Source organism: Promicromonospora sp. MS192, from assembly GCF_049532985.1.
Lineage (GTDB): Bacteria > Actinomycetota > Actinomycetes > Actinomycetales > Cellulomonadaceae > Promicromonospora.
The window spans coordinates 693,731-714,346 of record NZ_CP186693.1; the positions used below are offsets into that span (position 1 = coordinate 693,731).

23 protein-coding genes, 1 other RNA gene and 1 pseudogene are annotated in these 20,616 nt (G+C 71.0%); 12 read left to right on the plus strand and 13 right to left on the minus strand.

The genetic code is table 11. The features are described 5' to 3' along the window. Positions 1-3: 3 nt before the first annotated feature. On the minus strand, positions 4-1,308 hold the full coding sequence (locus ACO229_RS03080) for an MFS transporter (RefSeq protein ID WP_423463722.1): 1,305 nt from the start codon (positions 1,306-1,308) through the stop codon (positions 4-6). A gap of 98 nt (positions 1,309-1,406) precedes the next feature. Continuing rightward, the gene (locus ACO229_RS03085; RefSeq protein WP_423463723.1) at positions 1,407-2,234 is read right to left on the minus strand and encodes a YaaA family protein; all 828 of its coding nucleotides are present in this window, start codon (positions 2,232-2,234) and stop codon (positions 1,407-1,409) included. A gap of 23 nt (positions 2,235-2,257) precedes the next feature. On the opposite strand from ACO229_RS03085, the gene ACO229_RS03090 reads away from it, so the two are divergent. Then, on the plus strand, positions 2,258-2,641 hold the full coding sequence (locus tag ACO229_RS03090) for a tautomerase family protein (protein WP_397431909.1): 384 nt from the start codon (positions 2,258-2,260) through the stop codon (positions 2,639-2,641). A 110-nt stretch (positions 2,642-2,751) separates the two neighbouring features. Continuing rightward, positions 2,752-3,148: RNase P RNA component class A (gene rnpB / locus ACO229_RS03095), an RNA gene on the plus strand. Between the two features lie 24 nt (positions 3,149-3,172). Here rnpB and ACO229_RS03100 read toward each other — a convergent pair. After that, positions 3,173-3,499 (minus strand): tyrosine-type recombinase/integrase, encoded by a 327-nt coding sequence (locus ACO229_RS03100; RefSeq protein WP_423463725.1) that lies wholly within the window; start codon positions 3,497-3,499, stop codon positions 3,173-3,175. Between the two features lie 758 nt (positions 3,500-4,257). Then, complete coding sequence (locus ACO229_RS03105; RefSeq protein WP_423465256.1) at positions 4,258-4,563, minus strand: class I SAM-dependent methyltransferase; 306 nt, start codon at positions 4,561-4,563, stop codon at positions 4,258-4,260. Between ACO229_RS03105 and ACO229_RS03110 the strand changes: the two genes are divergently transcribed. Continuing rightward, positions 4,457-4,846 carry a hypothetical protein gene (locus tag ACO229_RS03110; RefSeq protein ID WP_423465357.1) on the plus strand — a complete coding sequence of 130 codons (390 nt, stop codon included), beginning with the start codon at positions 4,457-4,459 and terminating at the stop codon, positions 4,844-4,846. The genes ACO229_RS03105 and ACO229_RS03110 overlap by 107 nt on opposite strands. 452 nt (positions 4,847-5,298) lie before the next feature. Here ACO229_RS03110 and ACO229_RS03115 read toward each other — a convergent pair whose 3' ends face one another. Both ACO229_RS03115 and ACO229_RS03120 read right to left on the minus strand, forming a co-directional pair. Further along, on the minus strand, positions 5,299-6,453 hold the full coding sequence (locus ACO229_RS03115; protein ID WP_423463727.1) for a hypothetical protein: 1,155 nt from the start codon (positions 6,451-6,453) through the stop codon (positions 5,299-5,301). A 1,044-nt stretch (positions 6,454-7,497) separates the two neighbouring features. Further along, positions 7,498-9,585 (minus strand): cytochrome P450, encoded by a 2,088-nt coding sequence (locus tag ACO229_RS03120; protein ID WP_423463728.1) that lies wholly within the window; start codon positions 9,583-9,585, stop codon positions 7,498-7,500. Positions 9,586-9,843: 258 nt separating this feature from the next. On the opposite strand from ACO229_RS03120, the gene ACO229_RS03125 reads away from it, so the two are divergent. Beyond that, positions 9,844-9,972, plus strand: coding sequence for a hypothetical protein (locus ACO229_RS03125; protein ID WP_423463729.1), 129 nt, complete (start codon positions 9,844-9,846; stop codon positions 9,970-9,972). 194 nt (positions 9,973-10,166) lie between these two features. On the opposite strand, the gene ACO229_RS03130 is transcribed toward ACO229_RS03125, so the two are convergent. The 4 genes from ACO229_RS03130 to ACO229_RS03145 all read right to left on the minus strand — a co-directional run bounded on the left by ACO229_RS03130 (position 10,167) and on the right by ACO229_RS03145 (position 14,244). After that, positions 10,167-11,399 (minus strand): cytochrome P450, encoded by a 1,233-nt coding sequence (locus ACO229_RS03130; RefSeq protein WP_423463730.1) that lies wholly within the window; start codon positions 11,397-11,399, stop codon positions 10,167-10,169. Between the two features lie 451 nt (positions 11,400-11,850). Further along, positions 11,851-12,795: a phosphotransferase gene (locus tag ACO229_RS03135; RefSeq protein WP_423463731.1), complete on the minus strand. Its 945-nt coding sequence runs from the start codon at positions 12,793-12,795 to the stop codon at positions 11,851-11,853. Positions 12,796-12,967: 172 nt separating this feature from the next. Beyond that, the gene (locus ACO229_RS03140) at positions 12,968-13,864 is read right to left on the minus strand and encodes a MerR family transcriptional regulator (RefSeq protein WP_423463732.1); all 897 of its coding nucleotides are present in this window, start codon (positions 13,862-13,864) and stop codon (positions 12,968-12,970) included. A 92-nt stretch (positions 13,865-13,956) separates the two neighbouring features. After that, positions 13,957-14,244 (minus strand): hypothetical protein, encoded by a 288-nt coding sequence (locus ACO229_RS03145; protein WP_423465358.1) that lies wholly within the window; start codon positions 14,242-14,244, stop codon positions 13,957-13,959. Here ACO229_RS03145 and ACO229_RS03150 point away from each other — a divergent pair. The 3 genes and pseudogenes from ACO229_RS03150 to ACO229_RS03160 all read left to right on the plus strand — a co-directional run. After that, positions 14,128-14,421: pseudogene (locus tag ACO229_RS03150) on the plus strand (HD domain-containing protein); the annotation flags it as partial. The gene ACO229_RS03145 and the pseudogene ACO229_RS03150 sit on opposite strands and share 117 nt — an antisense overlap. 26 nt (positions 14,422-14,447) lie before the next feature. Continuing rightward, the gene (locus ACO229_RS03155) at positions 14,448-14,609 is read left to right on the plus strand and encodes a hypothetical protein (protein ID WP_423465359.1); all 162 of its coding nucleotides are present in this window, start codon (positions 14,448-14,450) and stop codon (positions 14,607-14,609) included. Between the two features lie 41 nt (positions 14,610-14,650). Further along, on the plus strand, positions 14,651-15,274 hold the full coding sequence (locus ACO229_RS03160; protein ID WP_423463733.1) for a maleylpyruvate isomerase family mycothiol-dependent enzyme: 624 nt from the start codon (positions 14,651-14,653) through the stop codon (positions 15,272-15,274). A gap of 2 nt (positions 15,275-15,276) precedes the next feature. Here the strand turns inward: ACO229_RS03160 and ACO229_RS03165 are convergent, their stop codons facing one another. After that, on the minus strand, positions 15,277-15,618 hold the full coding sequence (locus tag ACO229_RS03165) for a winged helix-turn-helix transcriptional regulator (protein ID WP_423463734.1): 342 nt from the start codon (positions 15,616-15,618) through the stop codon (positions 15,277-15,279). 87 nt (positions 15,619-15,705) lie between these two features. On the opposite strand from ACO229_RS03165, the gene ACO229_RS03170 reads away from it, so the two are divergent. Continuing rightward, positions 15,706-16,287, plus strand: coding sequence for a hypothetical protein (locus tag ACO229_RS03170; RefSeq protein WP_423463736.1), 582 nt, complete (start codon positions 15,706-15,708; stop codon positions 16,285-16,287). A gap of 56 nt (positions 16,288-16,343) precedes the next feature. Here ACO229_RS03170 and ACO229_RS03175 read toward each other — a convergent pair whose 3' ends face one another. After that, positions 16,344-17,159, minus strand: coding sequence for an NAD(P)H-binding protein (locus ACO229_RS03175; protein ID WP_423463737.1), 816 nt, complete (start codon positions 17,157-17,159; stop codon positions 16,344-16,346). Positions 17,160-17,244: 85 nt separating this feature from the next. Between ACO229_RS03175 and ACO229_RS03180 the strand changes: the two genes are divergently transcribed. After that, positions 17,245-17,661, plus strand: a complete 417-nt coding sequence (locus ACO229_RS03180; protein ID WP_423463738.1) for a winged helix-turn-helix transcriptional regulator — start codon at positions 17,245-17,247, stop codon at positions 17,659-17,661. Positions 17,662-17,674: 13 nt separating this feature from the next. Here ACO229_RS03180 and ACO229_RS03185 read toward each other — a convergent pair whose 3' ends face one another. Then, on the minus strand, positions 17,675-18,265 hold the full coding sequence (locus ACO229_RS03185; RefSeq protein WP_423463739.1) for a DUF1990 family protein: 591 nt from the start codon (positions 18,263-18,265) through the stop codon (positions 17,675-17,677). Between the two features lie 243 nt (positions 18,266-18,508). Between ACO229_RS03185 and ACO229_RS03190 the strand changes: the two genes are divergently transcribed. The 3 genes from ACO229_RS03190 to ACO229_RS03200 all read left to right on the plus strand — a co-directional run bounded on the left by ACO229_RS03190 (position 18,509) and on the right by ACO229_RS03200 (position 20,588). Continuing rightward, positions 18,509-18,913 carry a pilus assembly protein CpaE gene (locus tag ACO229_RS03190; RefSeq protein WP_423463740.1) on the plus strand — a complete coding sequence of 135 codons (405 nt, stop codon included), beginning with the start codon at positions 18,509-18,511 and terminating at the stop codon, positions 18,911-18,913. Positions 18,914-18,971: 58 nt separating this feature from the next. Further along, complete coding sequence (locus tag ACO229_RS03195) at positions 18,972-19,868, plus strand: PHP domain-containing protein (protein WP_423463741.1); 897 nt, start codon at positions 18,972-18,974, stop codon at positions 19,866-19,868. An 81-nt stretch (positions 19,869-19,949) separates the two neighbouring features. Next, entirely contained in the window at positions 19,950-20,588 is a 639-nt protein-coding gene (locus tag ACO229_RS03200; protein WP_423463742.1) for an Atu4866 domain-containing protein, read from the plus strand. Positions 20,589-20,616 lie beyond the last annotated feature (28 nt).

Here is a 20,616-nt window from a genome sequence, read left to right on the forward strand (position 1 = left end):
GGGTCACCGCCGCCCGAGCGACCCCCGGGCGAACGCGGGTGCGAGCGGGATCAGGGCGAGCACGAGGACGGCGGGCAGGGCGAACCCGAGCCGCAGGTTGTCGGCGCCGACGAAGCCGGTGAGCACCGAGCCGAGCAGCGCGCCCACGTAGTTGAACTGGTTGAAGCGGGCGATGACGGCGTCGGTGCGGGCCCGGTCGGCAGCGCCGACGCCACCCGCGGTCGGTGCTCCGGCGGGTGTCGTGGCGCCGCCCGCCGCGATCCGCCCCGCGGCCGAGAAGCTGAGCGGTGCCACCAGCGCCACGGCGGCACCGAGCACGGTGAAGCCCGCGACGGCCACCTGCCACGTGGGCGCGAGCACCACGAGCGCGAGCGCGGCGAACGCGACCACGGCCCCGACCCGGAGCAGCACGGTGACCCCGAACCGGGTGACCAGCGCCCCGCCGGTCAGCCGGACCACGATGGACGTGACCAGGTACGGGAACGTGGCGAGCGCGACGAGGTTGCCCGGCGCGTCGAACGCCCGCGCCAGGTAGACGGGTCCCCAGGCCGATGCGGCGGTGTCGACCATGTAGAACACGACCAGCCCCGCGCCCACCAGCCAGATGGGACGCCAGGGCACGGGCTCGGCCGGGGTGGTGGTCCCGGCGGGGGTGGACGTCGTGCCGGTCCGCCTGGAGCCTGCCGGCCCGGTCAGTCCCGGCACCGGCCCGGCGGCGTCCGCGCCCCAGGAGGGCCCGGCGCGGCGCCCGGCGTCGTCGTCGGCCCGCTGGTGCGGTAGATACGGTGCGAACGCCGCCACGAGCGGGACCACCACGACGAACACCCCGGCCGCGGGGGAGAGGTGCCCGGTGGCGAGCGACACGGCGGCGGCGAGGATGCCGCCGGTGGTCCACCAGCCGTGCGACGACGGCAGGATGGGCCGGTCGTACCGGTGCTCCAGGTCCACGGCCTGCATGTTCGAGGCGGCGTCGACGAGGCCGAGCGCGATGCCGTAGGCGGCCACGCCGCCCACGAAGAAGGCCATGGCGGGTGCCAGCACCAGGGTCGGGACGGCCACCACCATGAGCACGAACGCGATCCGCAGCAGCGCGGCGCTGCCCACGCGCCGCGCGGTGTGCTCGGCCACCAGGGAGCCGGCGCCGGCGAGCAGCACCATCATCAGCAGGAGCAGGGAGAGGGCCACCTCGTCCAGCCCCCAGTGCTCCAGGAACCGCGGCAGCCGGGTGGTGAGGCTGATGAAGACGAATCCCTGCGCGAAGAACGCCGCGGCCACGGCGACGCGGACGCCCGTCAGGCTGTAGGTCATGACGGCACATCCAACCGGTCGCGGCCTGCAGGCGCCAGGGGTGCGGCGTGGTCGTTACCGGAGCGTCGCCGGGCGGGGTGCGGGGGCGGCCGGGCCGCTCAGGCGAGGACGAGCTCCAGGGTGCGCGGGCCGCGCGGTCTGCCGTCGAGCAGGTTGGCCTCGATCAGGGTCTGGTCCTTGCCGGAACCGATCTCGGTGAGCACCACCGAGCCGACCAGCTCCTGCGCCGCCTTGAGCACGTCCTCGCTGGTGCGTGCCTCGTGCTCGCGGCGCAGCAGGTGCCCGGCCAGCACCCCGCGCGTGTGCTTCGCGTTGTGCGAGACGACGGTCCGCTTCCCGCCGGTCTCGCGCAGCACGCGCACCTCGACCCACTCGGCGGCGTCCGCGCCCGTGGTCCGCGGCTTCCAGGCCGCCACGTACGTGGCCGACCGGCAGTCCACGACGACGTCGCCCGCGGCCCGCGCGTCGAGCACCTCGGCCAGGGCGGGCTTCCAGTACGCGGCGAGCCGGCCGACGTCGGGCAGGCTCACGCCCATGCCCAGCCGGTAGGCGGGGATGCGGTCTCCGGGCGCGACCACGCCCCACAGCCCGGAGAAGGTGAGCACGCTCGCGTGGGCGCGCTGGGCGGCGGCGTCGGGCAGACCGGCCAGGCCGGCGGCCGCGTACAGGACCCCCGTGTAGACCTCGGCGGCGCGGGCCGTAGGTGTCTCGCGCAGTGTCGTGTTGCGCGCCACCTCGTCCGCGAGCCCGTCGCCGACGCCGAGCACGGCCGTCGCATCGGGCCGCGCGCTGGTCCGCGCCAGGTGGGTCAGCATCTCCTCGCGGCGCTCGGTGAGCTCCGGGTGGGCCAGGGTGGACAGGTCGAGGGGCGCGGCGCCGTCGGGCGCGGGCGTCTTGCCCTCGGAGGGCGGCAGGAGCAGGAGCACCCGCCTAGCGTAAGTTGCCGCGCATGGCGCAGCTCAAGGTGTACGGCAGGCGGTCGGTGTGGGGCGAGCGACGCACGGAGATCTCCGACGCCCTGCACGACGTGCTGGTGCGCACGTGGCAGCTCCCGCCGGACAAGCGCTTCCACCGCTTCCTCCTCCTGGACGACGGCGACCTGGTCGCCCCGCGCTCGGACGCCTACCTGGTCGTGGAGATCGTCTGCTTCACGGGCCGCAGCCGAGAGGCCAAGCGCGCGCTGATCGGGGCCGTGTACGACACGGTGGCACCTCGTCTGGGCCTGTCGGCCGACGACCTGGAGCTGGTGATCCTGGAGAGCCCCCGGGAGAACTGGGGCATCCGCGGCGTCTCGGGCGACGAGCTGACCCTGGGCTACCGCGTGGAGGTGTGACGCTGCGCCTGCCGCCAGGTGAGTGCGGGAGTAGTGGCGTTCTGACCGGTCAGAACGCCACTACTCCCGCACTCACCTGGCGACGTGCTCAGGTACGATTCATCCGCGGACGAGTCGGTCGGGCGGTCGCGTCGGGTGCCTTCGGGCGCCCGCCGAGGAACGTCCGGGCTCCACAGGGCAAGGTGGTGGCCAACAGCCACCCGGGGTGACCCGCGGGACAGTGCCACAGAAAACAGACCGCCCTCGGCCTCGGCCGGGGGTAAGGGTGAAACGGTGGTGTAAGAGACCACCAGCGCTGCCGGTGACGGCAGCGGCTCGGTAAACCCCACCTGGAGCAAGGTCAGACAGACTGTGTTTGAGGGCTGCTCGCCCGATTCTCTTGCGAGAAGCACAGTCGGGTAGACCGCTCGAGCCCTGCGGCAACGCAGGGCCTAGATGGATGACCGTCGCCCGCGCCGGGGTAACCGGGCGCGGGAACAGAACCCGGCGTACAGGCCGGCTCGTCCGCTTTTAGAACCCTGACCAGGGCATTCAGGCTGCCACAGGGTGCGCAGTCCGCAGAGAGTCCGCAGGAACTGCGCCGAGCACGCTGTCCACAGCGTCGCGGGTCCGGTCGTCGTCCGGCCACAGGTGCGAGTAGGTGTCCAGCGTCTCGGCTGCGGACTTGTGTCCGAGACGCGCCTGCACCACCTTCACCGACGCTCCACGCCGGATGAGCAGGCTCGTGTAGTAGTGCCTCAGGTCGTGGAACACCATGGCACCGCGCGGAAGGTCGCCGAGCGCTGCTCGTGCTGCCTCGATGAGCGTTGGGCTTGCATCCTCAGGTGGGATGAGGCCCGCAGCACGCGCCTGGATCACGAGGACATCCGCCTTCGCGGTCGACGTCCCAAGCGTCCGCGCTACCGTTCCGGTCCGGTCCTTGGGCGAGGCGTCGAGCCACGCGAATGCCGCGAGGACCGTCCGCCGGGCCGCCGTCCAGACGTCGTTGAAGGCAGACCGTCGAAGTGCTCCGCCCTCGGAGTTCGTGAAGATGAGCCCATCGGCCCCGGCGAGAACGTGGCCAGGTGCGTGGTGAGCGCATCGACCACTGTCTGCGGCAGCGGGACCTCGCGCTCTGACGCCTCGGTCTTGAGGTCGCCGAACGCCGGACGAGAGCCGTTGACCGAGACGAGCTGTCGGTCAACGGTCAAGGTCCTCCGCTTGAGGTCGACTCGGTCCGGGGTGAGTCCGAAGACCTCACCCTGCCGGAGCCCTGTCCCTGCCGTCGTGACCACCAGCGCTCGGTAAAGCTCCGGGATCACGTCGCGGAGACTGAACACAACCTCCGTCGAGAGGGGAAACGACCTTCTTCTTGCCGGGCTTGGGCGCGGACCTGCATTCGATGATGCCGCTGAGGCAGGAGATAGTGAATTCTCCGTGCTGATCCAGACGCTTCTGGAGTAGCGATTCGGCCGCTCTCACTGTTCGGTGGAACGGGACACCGCTCTTGCGTGCGAAGGATTCGTAGGACGCAAGGTGGTTGATGACCGGATCAGGTGACGTGACGCTGATCGTCCCTGGGAGTTCATGGGTCTCGACGGAGCCGAAGTGTCTTCTCAGCATCGTCGGCGCAGCGTTCAGTGGAAACCTGCGGGACAGCGATATTCGCTCAGGGGGGTCGGAGTGTCGAGAACCTGGGATGCGGCCCGGCGCCAGAGGTTGTCAAGCTCGCTCTTGTCCTCGATAGCGTTCGTTGAGACGAATGCTGTCCCCGACGGGCTAAGGACCCGCGCCAGTTCCCGGATACCAGCCTCGACGTCCTCGACGTGGTACAGCATGTGCATCGCCAGCACGACGTCGGCCGAATCAGTAGCGACCCGGCAGGGGTATCCAGGCCTGGAGCGGCGAGTGCCGCTCGGTGTGCAGGAGACGGCCGACCACATTATGGAGCCGGCTGGCGATGCCGGGCGGCGCTTGTCGGAGGCGTGGCATGCTGCATTCGGCGTCAACCCTGACCCATCCAAGGCGTACGGACTGGCGATCAAGGCGGTCGAGGATGCAGCAAAGCCGGTTGTGAGCCCGAACGATGGCAAGGTAACGCTGGGCAAGATGATCGGGGTTATCCGGGACCAGGGATGGGGTCTTCCGCTACAGCGCGAGGACTCGCAGGCGCCGACATCGGAGGTGCTGCTCGGGATGTTGCGTGCGTTGGGCCGGGCAGGTTGACCGGCACGGTGGAACGGAAAAACCGGACCACCGCGAAGGGACCCAGGATGCGGCTGGGGTTGCGGTGTTGCTGGCGGTTCCGCTCGTACAGTGGTTCACGTCAGGAACTGCGGCGGCTCTCATCTGAGGCCGGCATTGCTCCGTGGTCAAGGCGCGTGATTCCGCTGGAAGTGGCTTGCGCCCGGGCTTTCCCAGCGTGATCTGGACCGCCGTCGCCCCCGACGCCGTCCGCACCCGCCGGATCCACACCACCCAACAAGCCTACTTAGTGCATTGACCGCGCGCTAAATCCACAGCACCCCGAACATCAGCCCAGGTCACAGCCCCGCACGTCTCGCATGTGGACAGCAGTGACCCAAGTCAGGTAACACGCGCAGGCAGGGCTGGCCTCGCAGTTCCGACCATGGCAGTAGGCCCGGACCATTTGGTCCGGGCCTACTGCCATTTCGGTTTCACGGGTGCCGCAGCCTGGCCATGCGTGCGTCGTACTGCTGCCGGCGTCGAGCCGCGCTCCGCTGGCGTTCCGCAGCAGAGACGAACGGTGAACCCTCGGGCACCGAGGAGCGGAGCTCCGCGAGCCGCACCCGAGCCACGCGCGGGGAGGCGCTCGACGGGAGCGGGGCGCTGAGGCCCTGCCAGCGCATCAGAGTGAGGCCCTGGTGGTGGTCGGCGGGGTCGAGCCAGTTCGCGTGGCCGGGATCGCGCAGCGCGATCACCCACGTGAAGCTGCCATCGGGGTTAGTCGTGGCCTGCTCGCTCGTCAGGCTGCTCGTGTGGTTGCGGTAGTCGTAGTCGACGTACCAGTTGCTGCCCAGCTGGAACCCGAGGTAGCTCGCCGTGCCGGGTGCGGCGGTCACGACGAGCGCCTCGTCGTCGGTCAGGCTGAACGTGCCCGTGGTGACGTACTGGTTCTGCAGACCGCCCGCGCCCGTGGGCCGCGCCTCGGGAAGCGTGTTCGGCGGCAGGACGTAGTTGTACTGCTCGGGGATCTTCACCCAGAGCGGAGCCGCAGACGCGAGGAAGCCGGCAGCACGCTCGGCCAGCTCGTCGAGACCGGGCTCGGGCTGGACAGGGCCGCCGCCGACCCGGCGTACGGCGAGCGACGTGGCTGTCTGCGTCCAGTCGGACACGGTGTCGCGCACCATGATCCGGCGAGCGTCTGAGGGCAGCCGGAGGTGATTGGGGCGTCCGTCTGCCTCATCGGGTCCGACGGTGATCGTGAATGTGCCGTCCGGACGGACGGCGAGATCGGACGCCGCCAGCAGCCCGAGGTTCCGGTTGAGCCGCCCCGCACGCTCAGGACCCGAGTCGTCGACCTGAAACGTGAGGTCCGCGCTGGTGCCGCGGCGGCCCGTGATCTCGTAGCGGTAGTCGGGCGACACGATGACGTACCGGTAGATCGTGTCCGGGTTGGGCAAGCCGGCTTCCGCGCCGGGATACAGGTTCCACAGGACGCGCGGGCGATCGGGTAGGTCGTTCGCCGCGAAGAGCGCGCAGCAGTGCGCCAGACCGGCGAGGTACCCCGTCAGGTCGCCGCTGTCGTCCGCGTTCCTGCCGGCCCGGGTGTCTGCCAGCGCGCCCTGGAGGTGGGCGACCTCGGCCCGCACCGCCGGGTGCTGTGCCAGGTCTCGCGCGCGATACTCCAGCTCCAGCTGGTTGGAGAGTTGGTCCGCGCCGGGCCCGCTCGACGGAGTCGCCGCCGCGACAGCTGCCCGCGACCCTCCAATGGAGGCAACAGTCGCGGCAGCTCCGAGGGAGGCTAGGAAGGAACGGCGATTCATTGCAGGGCAAGCCTTCTCTCGTTTGGGGGAGCATGCAGTCTTGGTCGAGATAGCTCACAATTATAGGCAAAGTCCACTATTTAGGAGCCTCGTCCTCCTTCAGCGCGCCGTACTTCTGACGTCACCTGGAGAAGGTCAGCTCGCTGCCCCCGAGCTTCTTGCAGACCTGCGGGATCGTCGCGCCCTGGGCCTGCAACTTCTCCGCGTCGCGCAACCGCGCCACCGGTGCAGTCGCCCAGTTCTGGCCGTCCGCGGTCCGCACCCAGTCCGCAGGGAGTCCGCAAGAGCCCCACCAAGCGCTGTCGGACCCCATGGCAGCCAACGCCCGCGAGCCGCAGAATTCCAACGTTCTCAGCCGATCGCGCCGAGTACCCCGACAGGCCGCAAAGCCTGCCGAGGAAACCCGGCGTACAGACCGGCTCGTCCGCTTTCGAGGCCCTGACCTGCATCGGAGCATCAGTCGGAGGCTTCCGGGCGCGAGGTCACGTTCGCAGTTGCGCCATGGTCGCCTGGCCTGAAGGCCGTGGTGATACCAGGAGGTGTCCAGGGTCTCACTCGCGTCCTTGTGGCAGTCGTGCCTGAACCGCCTTGACGGACGCGCCGTGGCGGATGCGCGGGCTCGCGTAGCAGTGACGCAGATCGTGGAAGTCGACTGGATGTCCTCGGAGTCGATCGGGGCTAGCAGCAGCTGTCCCAACCGTGGTTAGGTTCGGATCTCAAGAACCACGTCGACCTGGTCCTCTGTGTTGCCGCGAGTTCCGGTCCAGCACCTCGCTCGGGCTGACCGGAATGCTGACGATCGTCTCGGGCGCGCTTCGGCGGGGCCAGCATTGACGCTGGCCCCGCCGGCCTTTCGTCGACGAGGAGTCGCTACCTCGCGCTGCCAAGGGTGATCCGGCGCCGCAGGGCCTGGGCCAGTGGTGCTTCCCACGCGTCGGTGCCTGCCGTCGGATCGGGACCGTCGTGCGGAAGCCGGGCCATCGTCTGCTTGGTGACGCGGATGGCCTCCCGGTCGCGCCGGGCGATGCGCCGGGCCAGGCGCTTGGCCTCGGCCCCCACCTTCTCGGTCGGGACGACGGATTGCACGAGCCCGCCCTCCAGCGCCTCCTGGGCGTTGATGGCATCGCCGAGCAGCAGCATCGCGCGGGTCCAGCCGGAACCGATCTCGGCGACCAGTCGGTCCAGCACCTCGCTCGGACCCACCGGGATGCTGACGACCGTCTCGGGCGCGCGGAACCGTGCGTCCTCGGCGGCCACACGCAGGTCGCTCGCGACCGCCAGCCCGAGCCCTGTCCCGGCGACGTTGCCGTGCAGCGCCGCGACTGTCACCGCCGGACAGGTGCGCCAGGCGCGCAACACCTCGTCGCCGAGCTCGACGAGGTTCCGGTAGCCGTCGGGGTCGTTGGCGGCGAGATGGGCGAGCTCGTCCAGGTCGCCGCCTATGCAGAAGTGGCGCCCTTCGGCGCGCAGCACGATGGCAGCGATGTCGTCGGGCAGCGTCGTGAGCACGTCGCCCAGGGCGGTCAGCGTCGCTCGGTCGAGCCGGTTGTCGCCGTCGGGTCGCGTGAGGGTCACCACCAGCACGGCGTCCTCGCGGTCGACCACGACGGGTCCGGCGGCGGACGCGCTCTCACCTGCGGCCACCGCCGCACCAGCACCCGCGGTCGCGGCTGGACGGGGTCGCCGCCGTACCGGCACCGAACGTGTTCCGCGGAAGGCGAGGGTCTCGTCGTAGCCCACTGGCCCGGCGAACTCGAGATCGAACCGCTGCAGCACCTCGGGGAACAGGGTCGTCGCTTCCAGACGGGCAAGCGGCGCACCTAGGCAGTAGTGCATGCCGACGCCGAAGGCGAGGTTGCGGCGGGGCGGGCGCGAGAGGTTCAGGTCGTGCGGCGAGTCGTAGGCGTCGGGGTCGTGGTTGGCCGCGGCGACCACGGCGTGCACGATCTGCCCGGCTGTCACCGGGATGCCGCCCGGCAGCTCCGTGTCCTGCGCCGCGTACCGGGTCATGAGCTGTACGGGCGATACGAAGCGGACCAGCTCCTCGACGGCGCCGTGCACGGCTTCCGGGTGCTCGAGCATCCACGTGGCCTGGTCGGGCCGGCGCAGGAGCTGCACCACGCCGTCGGACAGCAGGGACGTCGTCGTCTCGAGGCCCGCCTCGATCATGACGTTGAGCTGGGAGCCGGCCACCGCGCGCACCGCGGGGTCGGTCTCTGTGTCGAGCCACTCTCCCAGTGGGGAGTCCTCCGGGAGCCGGGGTCTGGGCTGGGCTACGAGCTGTTCCCAGTACGCGTTCCACAGCTTGCCCGCGCGGTCGGCCTGCGCCATCCGCGCCTTGCTCGGCGCGAGGTCGTGCACGTTCGAGAGCATGCGGCTCATCTCGCACAGCAGCGGGATGTCCTCGCGCGGCAGCCCGAGAACGATGCAGAGCACCGCCATGGGCAGCCGGTCGCCGACCAGGGCCCCGAAGTCCGCCTCGCCGTCGGCGCGCAGCGCCGCATCGAACCGGTCGAGGTACTCGTGGACGGTCTGGACGATCTGCGGTGTGAGGTCAGCGACCGACCGCGGCGAGACGAACGAGCCAAGGCTGCGGCGCAGCCCGGCGTGCCCGGGCGGGTTGGTGCCGAGCGCAGAGTCGTGCAGGAACTTCAGGCCTGGGTGCCGCACCCACGTCGGCTGGCGCGCGGTGCGCCAGGCTGCGTCCACGGTGCGCCAGCCGGATCCGCTGAGCACCTCGTGGCTCGCGCCGTGCGAGGTGACCATCCAGGCTCCCCACGGCATGCGTACCGCCGGGCCCATGGCCCGCAGCTCGTCGTAGACGGCGTGGGGGTCGGCGCGCCCTTCGGGCGTGCTCAGGTGCCGGATCAGCTTGGTCACGCGGCGGCGGGACTCGCGGTCCGAGCCGGCTGCGGCGGCGTCTGCCGTCTTCCGGGATCTGCCGGTGTGGTCAGGCACTGGGGGCTCCTTCTTCAGCCAAGACACCATCTCGTCTGCCGATGGACAACGTTAAACATAACGTGCATACCGGGCAGAACATACGGCCCTTGCGAGTCGCCGTGTGACCATTGCGTAAACAAGTGACTATGAGGAAGTCATGTGGCGGTGCGGTTGGTCTTGTGCGTCGTTGGCGCAACCTGGCAGCCTCGGCAACCGCCTGCCACGCCGCCCCGGGCGTCGAAGACCCCCTGTCGGTTCGTCACGAACGACACCGTCATGGCCGGGCCGGTCGGCGGAGAGGTGCGACGCCTCGGGGAGGCTGCGGTGGACGAGGTCGAGTCCTGGGTGCGCACCGGGACGTTCCGTACGCCGGTGCACCCGGGGACCCTCGCCAGCACGGCCTGAGTTCCCCAGCCGCTGGTGCTCGTCCCGAGCATCGGTAGCTCGAGTCGCCAACATCCTCGACGAGGCACGCTGGAACCTCGAGCTCATGCTCACGATGCAGGTCCCCGACGGCGAACCCCGCGCGGGCACGGCGCGCGAAGACCTGCGTGAACGGCAAGGCGCACGTCGATGCCGTCTGACGCTCCAGGGGCAGGTCAGATGCGGGCAGGCGTGCGGGCGGCCTGGCGCTCGGGAGTGAACGTCACCGGCAGCGTGGACGGGTAGCGCGACCACGGCGATGGCGCCCACTTCACCACCGGGTCGGTGAGCCTCAGGTCGAGCCGCTCCATGAGGCTCTCCACCGCGATCTTGACCACGAGCCGCCCGGGGCGCTTGGCGGGGCACGCGTGCGGCCCGACGCCGAACGACAGGTGCGACCGGTTGCCCGCCTCGAACAGGTCGTCGCTGGTGCGCACCCGCGGGTCGTTGTTCGCGGCAGCCACGCCCATCACTATCGCGTCACCGGCGCGGATCCGGGCGGTGCCGAGGGTGCAGTCGGTCACGGCGTACCGGGCGGGCAGGTTCGCCACGGGCGGCTCGCTCCACAGCGTCTCGTCCATCGCGTCGTCCAGGCCGCGGCGCACGCCGGTGAGGCGGCCGGTGTACCGGGGGTCGGTGAGCATGCGGCGCAGCGTGGCCGCGATCCAGGTCACGAGCATCTCGTTGGCCGCGCAGATCGCGACCACCATCGTGTGCACGATCTCGGTGTCGTCCTCGAAGCTCGGGTGCTCGATGAAGCTGGTGGTCAGGTTCGGGCTTGGCTCCGCCCGGGTCGCGATGACGTGGTCCATCACGATCTGGTCCATCCGGACCAGGGCTGACACGGGATCGCCGCCGTGCCCGAAGATCTCGCTCGCGCAGCGCAGCAGGTCGACCCCCTGCCGCTCGTCGAACCCGAACATGGCCGACACTGCCAGGAACGACACCGCCGCCGCATACTCGCCCATCAGGTCCGCACTGCCCTTGGCGGCGAACGAGTCGATGAGCCGGGCGCAGACGACGCGCACGAGCGCTGCCGTCCGGACCTCGTCCATGTCGGCGAACGCCTCGTCCACCGGGAGCCGCAGCCGCCGGTGCTCCGCGCCGTCCGCGAAGTACAGGTTCCGCCGTCCGGTCGGGGACAGGATGGCGTGCAGGTTCGACTGCGGTGGTAGCTGCTCTCTCCAGTGCCGTGGGTTCCGGGCGAAGACGCTCTCCGTGCGCATCACCTCCATCACCTCGGCGTGCCCCAGCACGAGCCAGCCCGGTACGCCTGGCTCCAGGTCCACGGGGGCCACCGGCCCCCACTGGTCCTGCAGCTCGCGCAGTGCCGCAGTCATGTCCTCTGCGCCGGTCAGGTCCACCAGCGCGACCCGGCCCTCGCTCCCCTGCGGTTCCAGGTCAGGCATGCCACTCCACCCGTCGACATCCATCTGAATTATCCACCGAAATCTGGGGCGACCTGCGTAGACGCCCGATCAGGCGTTTCTATCACGGGCAGCAGAGAACACGAAACACGCGGCGTTCTTCCCCACGGCGGCCAGGTCCGGCTCATCGTCGTCGCGAACGCCAGCGCCCGGAACGCCTCTCGCGAGACCCACGCTCCGCTCATGACCGCTCAGGGCCAGCTCGACCCCATCCTGTGGTGACCTGTTGTCCGTTCCGGTAGAACGACCGCCATGAGCTGGGTGGCGAACGTCAGGATCTCGGTCGACATGGACGACGTGGAGAACGCGGAGGCGCTGAGTGACCGGCTGCGGACGGAGGCTCCCCTCCGGTCGAGTCCTGAGCGTGGCGGAGCACCCGCCGCCGACACCCCCTGCCGCGTCACGTGCCTGGTCGTCATCGCCAGGCCCGCGACTAGCGAAGCGCCCTCAGCTCGTCGAGGGCACGATGCCCACGCTCGACCACCTCCGGAACGTCATCGCGGCGTCCTTCACGGACGGGAATCTCGAGCATGTGGAGCACGTGAGCCGCTGTGAGCACGGCCGCTCCTTCCCCGCCGACCAGATCGAGGATCTTCGTCCACAGTCGCCTTCGGACGTCGTCCAGCAGCGGGTCCTGGAACGAGTACCACACGAGCGTGGTGAGATCGATGGCCCGCGTGCCGCTACCCGCGTTCCCGATATCGACGACCGCCACCACAGCCCCGTCGCGGACCAGAACGTTGCCGGGTGTCGAGAGGTCGGCGTGGACCATGTCCGGTGCCTCTCGTGGTGCCGGGACGTCGGCGCACGCGAGCCGCAAGCGCTCGACCAGGGCCGATACGTTGGCGGAACACCCCGAGAGCCTGGCGATGGACCGGCGGAGGCGCGACTGTTCCGGCGTCTCGCTGAGCTCCGGCCCGGCGACAGCCGGTTCCACGCCGGTGGCGACCCGCCAGGCGTACGACCAGTGGTCGTAGGGCTCGGAGCCTTGGCCGGCCTGGAGCTCGACGATCTCCATCAGCTGCTCGACGAGGGACGGCGTGAGCTCGGCCGCGGGTGCCGCGTCGACGAAGTCCATCAGATGCCACACATGAGTGGCGGTGGCCCCAGCCCCGAGCCACGCCGGCGTCGGATAGCCGCGGCCACGCATGTGCTCGACCACCCGCTGGGCGCGCAACGTCTCGTCCAGGTGCTCGGGGTGAGCCCGGGAAACTGCTTTGAGAACCGCGTCGGTACTGCCGGCAAGCTGCACGCGCACGGCACCCCCGTTGACGCCCCCGGGCAGGCGGCCGAGAAGAGTGACCTCTGCCCCGACCGCAGCGGCCACATCGTCCAGCAGCTCGGCCGATGGCTCTTCGGGAGGGATGCTCTGGTTCATCGGCTCGTGGTCGCAACGGCGGGAGCACAGCACATGCGCACCACCCTACGGTCGGACCCGGCCCCGGCGGCTGGTCGCCGTCCGCTCGCGAGGCTCTGGCGGCTGACGCGAGCCGGTTTGCTCGCGGCGCCCACGCCAGCCGCGTGTCCGAGCACGATGAACAACGGATTCTTTACGCATCATCCAGCCGCTCGCTCCTCGACGCAGCCGTCCCGTGGGTGTCGAGCTCGGCGGCCAGCTCCATGCAGCGCAGACGAGCCGGGGAGACGTCGTAAGGGATCTTCCCGAAGGCTTCGAAGGCGCTCATGGTCTTCTGCCCACCGCTGGCATCCTCGTCCAGAGCGGGATCCCAGGACTCGAACAACGCCTCGTCACGCTGAGCCAGGCCGGATTCCTCGATCACGGCGTGCAGTCTCGCTTCGAAGGCGTGTCGTTCGGCAGCAACCCTGGCTACACGGGGGTCGTCGACGGCGACCGTGTCGTCGAGCGCCTCCTCGGCGGCATCCACCCGGTCGGACTCCTCGCGCAGGTCCCGGTGGGTGGCCAGGGCGATGAACCGGGAGGCCCGGACAGCCGCGCCGAGCGGGCCGAGGACCCGCTCGGTGACCAGCAGGTCGTCCAGGTCCGCCTGTCGCAGCGAGCCCTCGGGCAGGTCCTTCAGCCGGCTCGTGATGACGTCGGAGAGCAGGCCCATCCGGCTGCCTTCGGTGCGCATGCGCTGCACGGCGGCCCGCTGGCGCCGCAGCTCTGCCTCCCGGGCGTCGATGGTCTGCTCCAGCCGGTCCAGGATCTCCACCACACCGTCGTCTGCCGAGGGCCCGGCAGGATCAGTGTCGGCGAAGGCGTCGCGGATGTCGTCCAGCGCGATCCCAGCGTCGGCCATCGTGCGGATCCACAGGAGCCGGATCATGTCGTCGTAGCCGTAACGACGGCGGTCGTCGCCGCCGCGCTCGGGCTCCGGGAGCAGGCCGATCTCGTGGTAGTGCCGGATCGCTCGCGGCGTGGTGCCGACGAAGGCCGCCGCGTCACCGATCTTGACCTGGCGCGGCGGGATGAAGGACGGATGCATGAGCGGGCCTTCCTGGGAGGGACGTGAGACCAGCGGAACACATGCCGCTACGGGAGGTGCAACTCCAGGCAGCCCGGTACCCGATCGCCGGGTCAGGAGACCGGACGGCGGTTAGCCTGCGTGCGTCGCAGGAGCTCGACGACCAGGAAGGCACCGGCATGGCCGACGACGTCACCGACCCCGCAGCGGCGGGCGTCGCGAACTTCGCGCACGAGATGGGCGTGCTCAAACGGCTCCGCAGGTCCGGGTGGTGGCAGGTGGGCGTGCGCGACCCCGAGTCCGTGGCCGAGCACAGCCTGCGCGTCGCCCAGCTCGCCGCGCTGATCGCTTCCGAGGAGGGAGCCGACCCTGCCCGGGCGGCGTACCTGGGCCTGTGGCACGACTCCCAGGAGACCCGGATCACCGACCTTCCCCACTCGTCCCGCGCCTACCTCGCACGGACCGGCGACAACGAGACCATCACCCGGGACCAGACGTCCCACCTGCCTGACGCGGCGGCGAAGACCGTGACCGACGCCGTGATCGAGTACGAGGCCCAGGAGACCCTGGAAGCCCGGTGCGCCAAGGACGCCGACAAGCTGGAGTGCCTGCTCCAGGCCCTGGAGTACCGGGCGGCGGCCACCAGCACGTCCAGAAGTGGATCGACAGCTCCCGCGCCGGGATCAGGACGGCGTTCGCCGCCCGCGTGGCCGACGCGGCGCTGGCGGGAAGCACCATGGCGTGGCACGACCAGGCCGGGTCCTGAGTTCGAGCAACACCGAGCATCCTGGTCCATACACTGCCCGCATGCCCCACCCTTCCCAGATCCAGGTACGAGAGCACGCCGCCCTGGTCGACGACCTCCGCACCCTCACCCCGGCCCAGTGGCGCTCGCGGTCGCTCTGCGGTGACTGGTCCGTCGAGGACGTCGTCGCGCACCTGGGTGCCGCCTCCACGTCGACCTTCTGGGGTTGGCTGCGCAGCATGGCCGGCGCTCGTTTCGACGCGGACCTGCACAACCAGCGTCGCCTTGAGGAGTTCCGTGCGGACTCGGCCGAGCAGACGCTGGAGCGGTACGCCGCCGTCGGCCCGATCGCGCTGCCGCGCACGGAGAGCGTGGCGGGGCTGGGCGAGCTGCTCGTGCACGCCGAGGACATCCGCCGGCCGCTGGGCCTGGCACACCGGCCGGACGCCGAGGGGCTGCTCATGGTCGCCCGGTTCTTCGCGACCAGGGACTTCGCCGTGAACAGCAGGTCACTGGTCAAGGGGCTCCGCCTGATCGCCACCGACGCGGACTTCCGGACGGGTGACGGCCCCACGGCGAGCGGTCCGCTGCTCTCCCTGGTGATGGCGATGGCAGGACGGCGCGAGGTGCTGGCCGACCTGGCCGGCGACGGGGTCCCCGTGCTGGAGGCACGACTGGCTGCGTGACCCTAGCCGACCATGTCGGCGCAGCTCAGCGCCCCCTCCGGCGCGACCGCGCCGTCGGTGCGCCGCAGGTGGGCCTCGCCCCAGACCCGCACGCCCTCGACCACGGGCAGCACCGTGGTCCCGCACGGCGTGAGCCGGTAGATCACGGGCGCCGGGACGGGCCCCGTCACCACACGTTCGACGAGCCCGTCGGCCTCGAGCTCACGGAGCTGCTCGGCGAGCACCTTGGCCGTGATGGGTGCACCGCGGCGGCGGAGGCCGGCGAAGTGGGACTCGCCGTGGGCGAGCCAGTAGATCAGGGTCAGCTTCCACTTGCCGCCGATCGCGGTGAACGCGGCGGCCATCGGGCAACCAGGGAGCGGATTGGGACGAGAGGGGTTACCCGCAGGTGCCTTCTTGTTCATGACCATGCTCCGCTCAATAGTCGAACCATGACGATTCCATACCGACGAATCCTGACTGTAGGCCTGTCCGCCGCCCTGTTGTTCGTGACGGCGGTATCGGGCGACGCCGCGCCGGCCTCCGTGTCATCGACGACCACCGACCCGCAGCGCGACTTCGACTGGGAGATCGGCACCTGGCGCTCGTCCGTGCGGGTGCTCGCCGACCCGCTCTCGGAGTCTCCGGACGAGTGGCTCCGGTTCTCCGGCACCAGCACCGTGCGCCCGCTCTCCGAGGGGCGGGCCAACGTGGTCGAGCTCGCGGTCTCGGGACCGGCCGGCAGCATCGACGCGCTCAACCTGAGGCTGTACGAACCGCAGGCGCAGCGGTGGAGCCTCACCTTCGTGAACATGCGCGACGGCCTGCTGACCCCGGCCGTCTACGGCGGCTTCCACGACGGCGTCGGCGAGTTCTACGGCGACGACCACCTCGGTGACCGCCCCATCAAGGTGCGCTTCCTCATCACCCGCGTGAGCCAGGACGAGGCGCGGTTCGAGCAGGCGTTCTCGGCCGACGGCGGCGCGACGTGGGAGACGAACTGGGTCGTGGTGGACCGCCGGGTCCGGCACTGAGGTTGCACCCGCTGCGCCCGTCTCGGCCGTGGAGTGCGACCGAGACGGGCGTCGGCCTAGCTGAAGGCGCCGACGTGACGCGCGACCCAGTCGTCGAACGTCCGCGGGCTGCGGCCCAGGGCCAGCGCCGTGTCGGGAGAGGGCGTCCGCTCGTCCTCGGTCGGCGTACCGAGCGCGTCCAGGGTCCTGTCGACGACTGCCGGGGGCCAGAACTGGGACAGCTCGGCGAAGGCTTCCTCGCGGGTCTGCTCCACGAACCGGACGTCCTCGCCGAGTGCCGCCGCGATGGCGGCCGTCTGGGCGCGCGGGGTGAGGGCCTCGGGACCGTTGAGCGTGTAGTGCCGGCCCAGGTGAGCGTCCTCCAGCAGGGCCGCCGCGGCGGCCGCGGCGATGTCGGCGGGGTCGATCGGCGGGAGCGGGACGTCGCCGAACGGGGCGCGGACCGTCCGTGCCGAACGGACCGACTCCGCCCACAGCAGCGCGTTGGACGCGAAGCCGCCCGGACGCAGGACGGTCCACTCGGGCGCCTCGGTGGTCACGGTCCGCTCCAGGCCGGCCAGGAACGGGTCGTCGCCCCGCGACGTGGCGCGCTGGGAGGAGAGCAGCACGATCCGCCCGACCCCGGCGGATCGAGCGGTCCGGACGAGCTCGGCCACCGGCAGGGTCGGGTCGGGAGCCATCAGGAACATCCGGTCGGCGCCCTGGAGGGCGGACGCGAGGCCGGCCGGGTCGGCGAGGTCGCCGGGTGCGTGCCGGGCGCCGTCCGGCAGGGTGGTCGGACGGCGTGACACGGCGGTCACCTCCTGTCCTGCGGCGACGAGTGACTCGATGAGCGGGCGACCGATGTTGCCCGTCCCGGTGACGACGATCATGACTGTCCTTTCGACGTGGGTACCGGGCGACGCTAAGCAGCAGGCTTACCGAAAGAAAGGGCATACCTCGGGGTAAGGTCCACACGTGGAGAACGGAAAGACGGCGGCGTCCGCGGAGCCCGAGGGCCTGCGTGACGTGTTTCACACGGACTGCGCGGCCCGGCAGGTGCTCGATCACGTCACCAGCCGCTGGGGCGTGTGGGTGCTGATCAGGCTGGGGGAGCGGCCGCTACGGTTCTACGAGCTGCGCGACCGCATCGAGGGCATCAGCGAGAAGATGCTGTCGCAGACCCTGCGGAACCTCGTCCAGGACGACCTGGTCTGGCGCACGGTCGAGCCGACCGCCCCGCCGACCGTCACCTACGGGCTGACGCCATCCGGCACCGGTCTCGGCGAGCGCCTCGCCGCGCTGCTCGACTGGATCGAGTCCACGTTCGACGAGTCCGGCGAGCCCGCCGACCCGTCGTCGGTGGCGGACGCCGTATCCGCCGTCGGCGCCTGACCGTACCGTCTCGTCACGCGCCTCCGACACCGTCGCGCCGGAGCGCCCGGAGATACCGGCGTCGATAGACCCGCTGCGCGACCAGGATCAACGGGGAGAGCGCACGCCACCGGCCGCGCCCGGCACGGGTCAGGGAACGGAGCGTCAGGCGCACGGTCCCGGCGTCGTCCCGGTGCACGACGAACGCCTCCTCACCGGAGACCGGATGGCCCTGCAGGGTGCCGTAGGCGAGCGCGGCGCGATGATCGGTCGCCACCGTGGCGACCACCTCGACCGGCTCGCGCACGCGGAGGGGCCCGATCCGCGCCACGAGCCAGTAGCGCTCACCCTGCCGGACACCGCGCCCCGCCCCGGGCGACGGCTCGACGGCGAACCCGCTGCGGGTCTTGACGCCCCAGGCGAGGACCGCCGCCGAGACCTCGTCCCAGAGGTCTGCGCCGGAGCCAAGGGTGACGGTGCGCTCGTACGCCCGCCATCCGTCGGGCGGCGACCACGCCTCCGACGCCGGGGTCGTCCGGCCCACGGCGTCGTAGCTGAGGGCACGCCTGTCGAGCTGGTTCCCGCCGGCAGCCGCCGGTGCGCCGTCCTTCGCTGTGCTGCCCACGCCGCACATCCTGCCGCACACATGCCCGCGGGAGTCTCGCCGCGGGTCCCGGACTGTCGTCGTGACGCGGCACGATGACGACATGACCCGTCCCCGGAGAACCGGCGGCCCTTACCCGGATCGGCTACGACGACGCACTGCCGGTGGTCACGATGCGTGCGTTCCTCGGAGATCCGGCACGGTTCGTGCACCGTCTCCGGAGCAACTGACCCACGGGCCGGTCGCTCGTCCCACAATGGACCGATGATCTCCACCGACCTTGCCGTCCGGCTCCGCGACGCAGGCCTGGTCTGGACCCCGGCCGACGGTGACCAGTTCCAGGTCCAGGCGCCCGACCTCGCCGGAGACGTCTTCACCGTCAGCACCATGACCATCGAGGCGCACGAGTACCCCACGGGCACCATCCTGGGCTTCAACGGCACCACCGAGTGGGCGCTGGACGCCGTGGCGATCGAGGACGCGCTGTGGCTGCCCCGCGAGGACCAGCTCCGCGGCCTCCTGCGCTCGACGTTCCGGGCGCTGCGGCGTCAGGGCGACGGTTACGAGGTGGAGGTCGAGCTGCTCGGGCAGACCCGCGTGTTCGCGGACCCGGATCCCGCGCATGCCTACGGTGAGGCGCTGCTGGCGCTCATGGACCTCAGCCGCTGAACCGGACGGAGGGCTCAACGCCCGCCTTCGTCGCCACCATGCAGGATGGACCGATGACGTGCACCGACCCGCAACGCGCCGCACCCGGCGGCGGTACGCCATGACCCTGCCCGCCGACAGCCACGTGCACAGCGAGTGGTCCTGGGACACCGGCGGCCCGCGCTCCCACGCCGTCGGGCGCATGCGCGCCACGTGCGCCCGAGCGGTGCGGATCGGGCTGCCGGCCCTGTTCTTCACCGAGCACCTGGACATTCCGCGGAGCTGGCGTGCCGAGCCCGACGACCTGATGCCGCACCAGCGTCACCTCGTCGACGACGCCGGCCTGGTCGACATCGAGCCGCTCGACACGGCCGGCTACCTCGACGCCGTCGACCGGATGCGGCACGAGTTCCCCGGGCTGCGCATCGGGACGGGCGTCGAGTTCGGGCAGCCGCACCTGAACGACGCCCAGGCGGCCCGGATCATCGACCTGGACCTGGTCGACCGGGTGCTCGGGTCGCTGCACACCCTCGACCTCGGCGGCGGTCACGCCGAACCGAGCCGGCTCTTCCAGGAGCACGACCCGGCCGTCGTCATGCACCGGTACCTGGAGGAGGTGCCCGTCATGGTGCGGGGCTCGGACACGTTCGAGGTCTTCACCCACATCGACTACGCGGTCCGGTCCTGGCCCGCCGAGGCGCACGGGCCGTTCGACCCGCGGGCCTTCGAGGAGCCCTTCCGGGTGGCGATGCGGTCGATCGCCGCCGGCGGCCGCGCCCTGGAGATGAACACCCGGCGGCTCTGGCCGTGGATCCCGCAGTGGTGGGCCGAGGAGGGCGGCCGGACCGTCAGCATCGGCAGCGACGCGCACACTCCCGACGCGCCCGCGGCGAACTTCCCCGAGGCCGCCGCGATGCTGGAGCACCTCGGATTCCGGCCGGGCCGCGCTCCCGAGGACCTGTGGGTGCGGGTCTGACCCGCCTGCGTGCCTGGGTGCGGCACTCCCAGGAGAGCCGCTGCCTCGTGCGGAGGCGTCCGCCACGGCAGTGTGGACGACATGTCCGCACCCGCAGAGCCTCAACCACGCATCGTCGTCACGGGCGCCCTCGTCCACGGCACGCCCACCCGGACGGTCCAGGAGGACCTGGCCACCGACGGCCCGCTGATCGCCGCGTCCGCGGACGGGGCCGCCGAACCCCTGGTGATCGACGGCCGCGGGGCCTCCGTCGTGCCGCTCCTCGTCGAGAGCGTCTTCGCCGCGCCCCGCCCGCCCGCCCCGGACGCCTTCGACCTCGGCCCGGGGCGGCTGGCCACGTTCGCGGTGGTCGACGGCACGGTCGCCCCGCACCGGATCACCCGCATGCTCGTCGTCGACCCCCGCGCCCTGCGCGCCGTCGTCGTCGACGGACGGGTCGTGGTGCGTGACGGCGTGGCCACCCGACGCCGCGGCACCGGCCACGCGCCGGACGACGCACGGCTCGGCGCGTGGACCGACCCGCGGCGCGACATGACCCAGTACCTGACGGCGGACGGCCGGTACAGCGAGACGCGGGGCACGACCCGTGACGCCTACACCGGGAGCTTCTGGCTCGACGGCGACCGGATCACCTACCTCGACGACACCGGCTTCTGGGCCTTCGGCCAGTACCACGAGGGTGTGCTGCACCACGCCGGATTCGTCCTGCACAGGGCCTGAGGGCGGCGCGGCCCGGCCGACCGCCGGC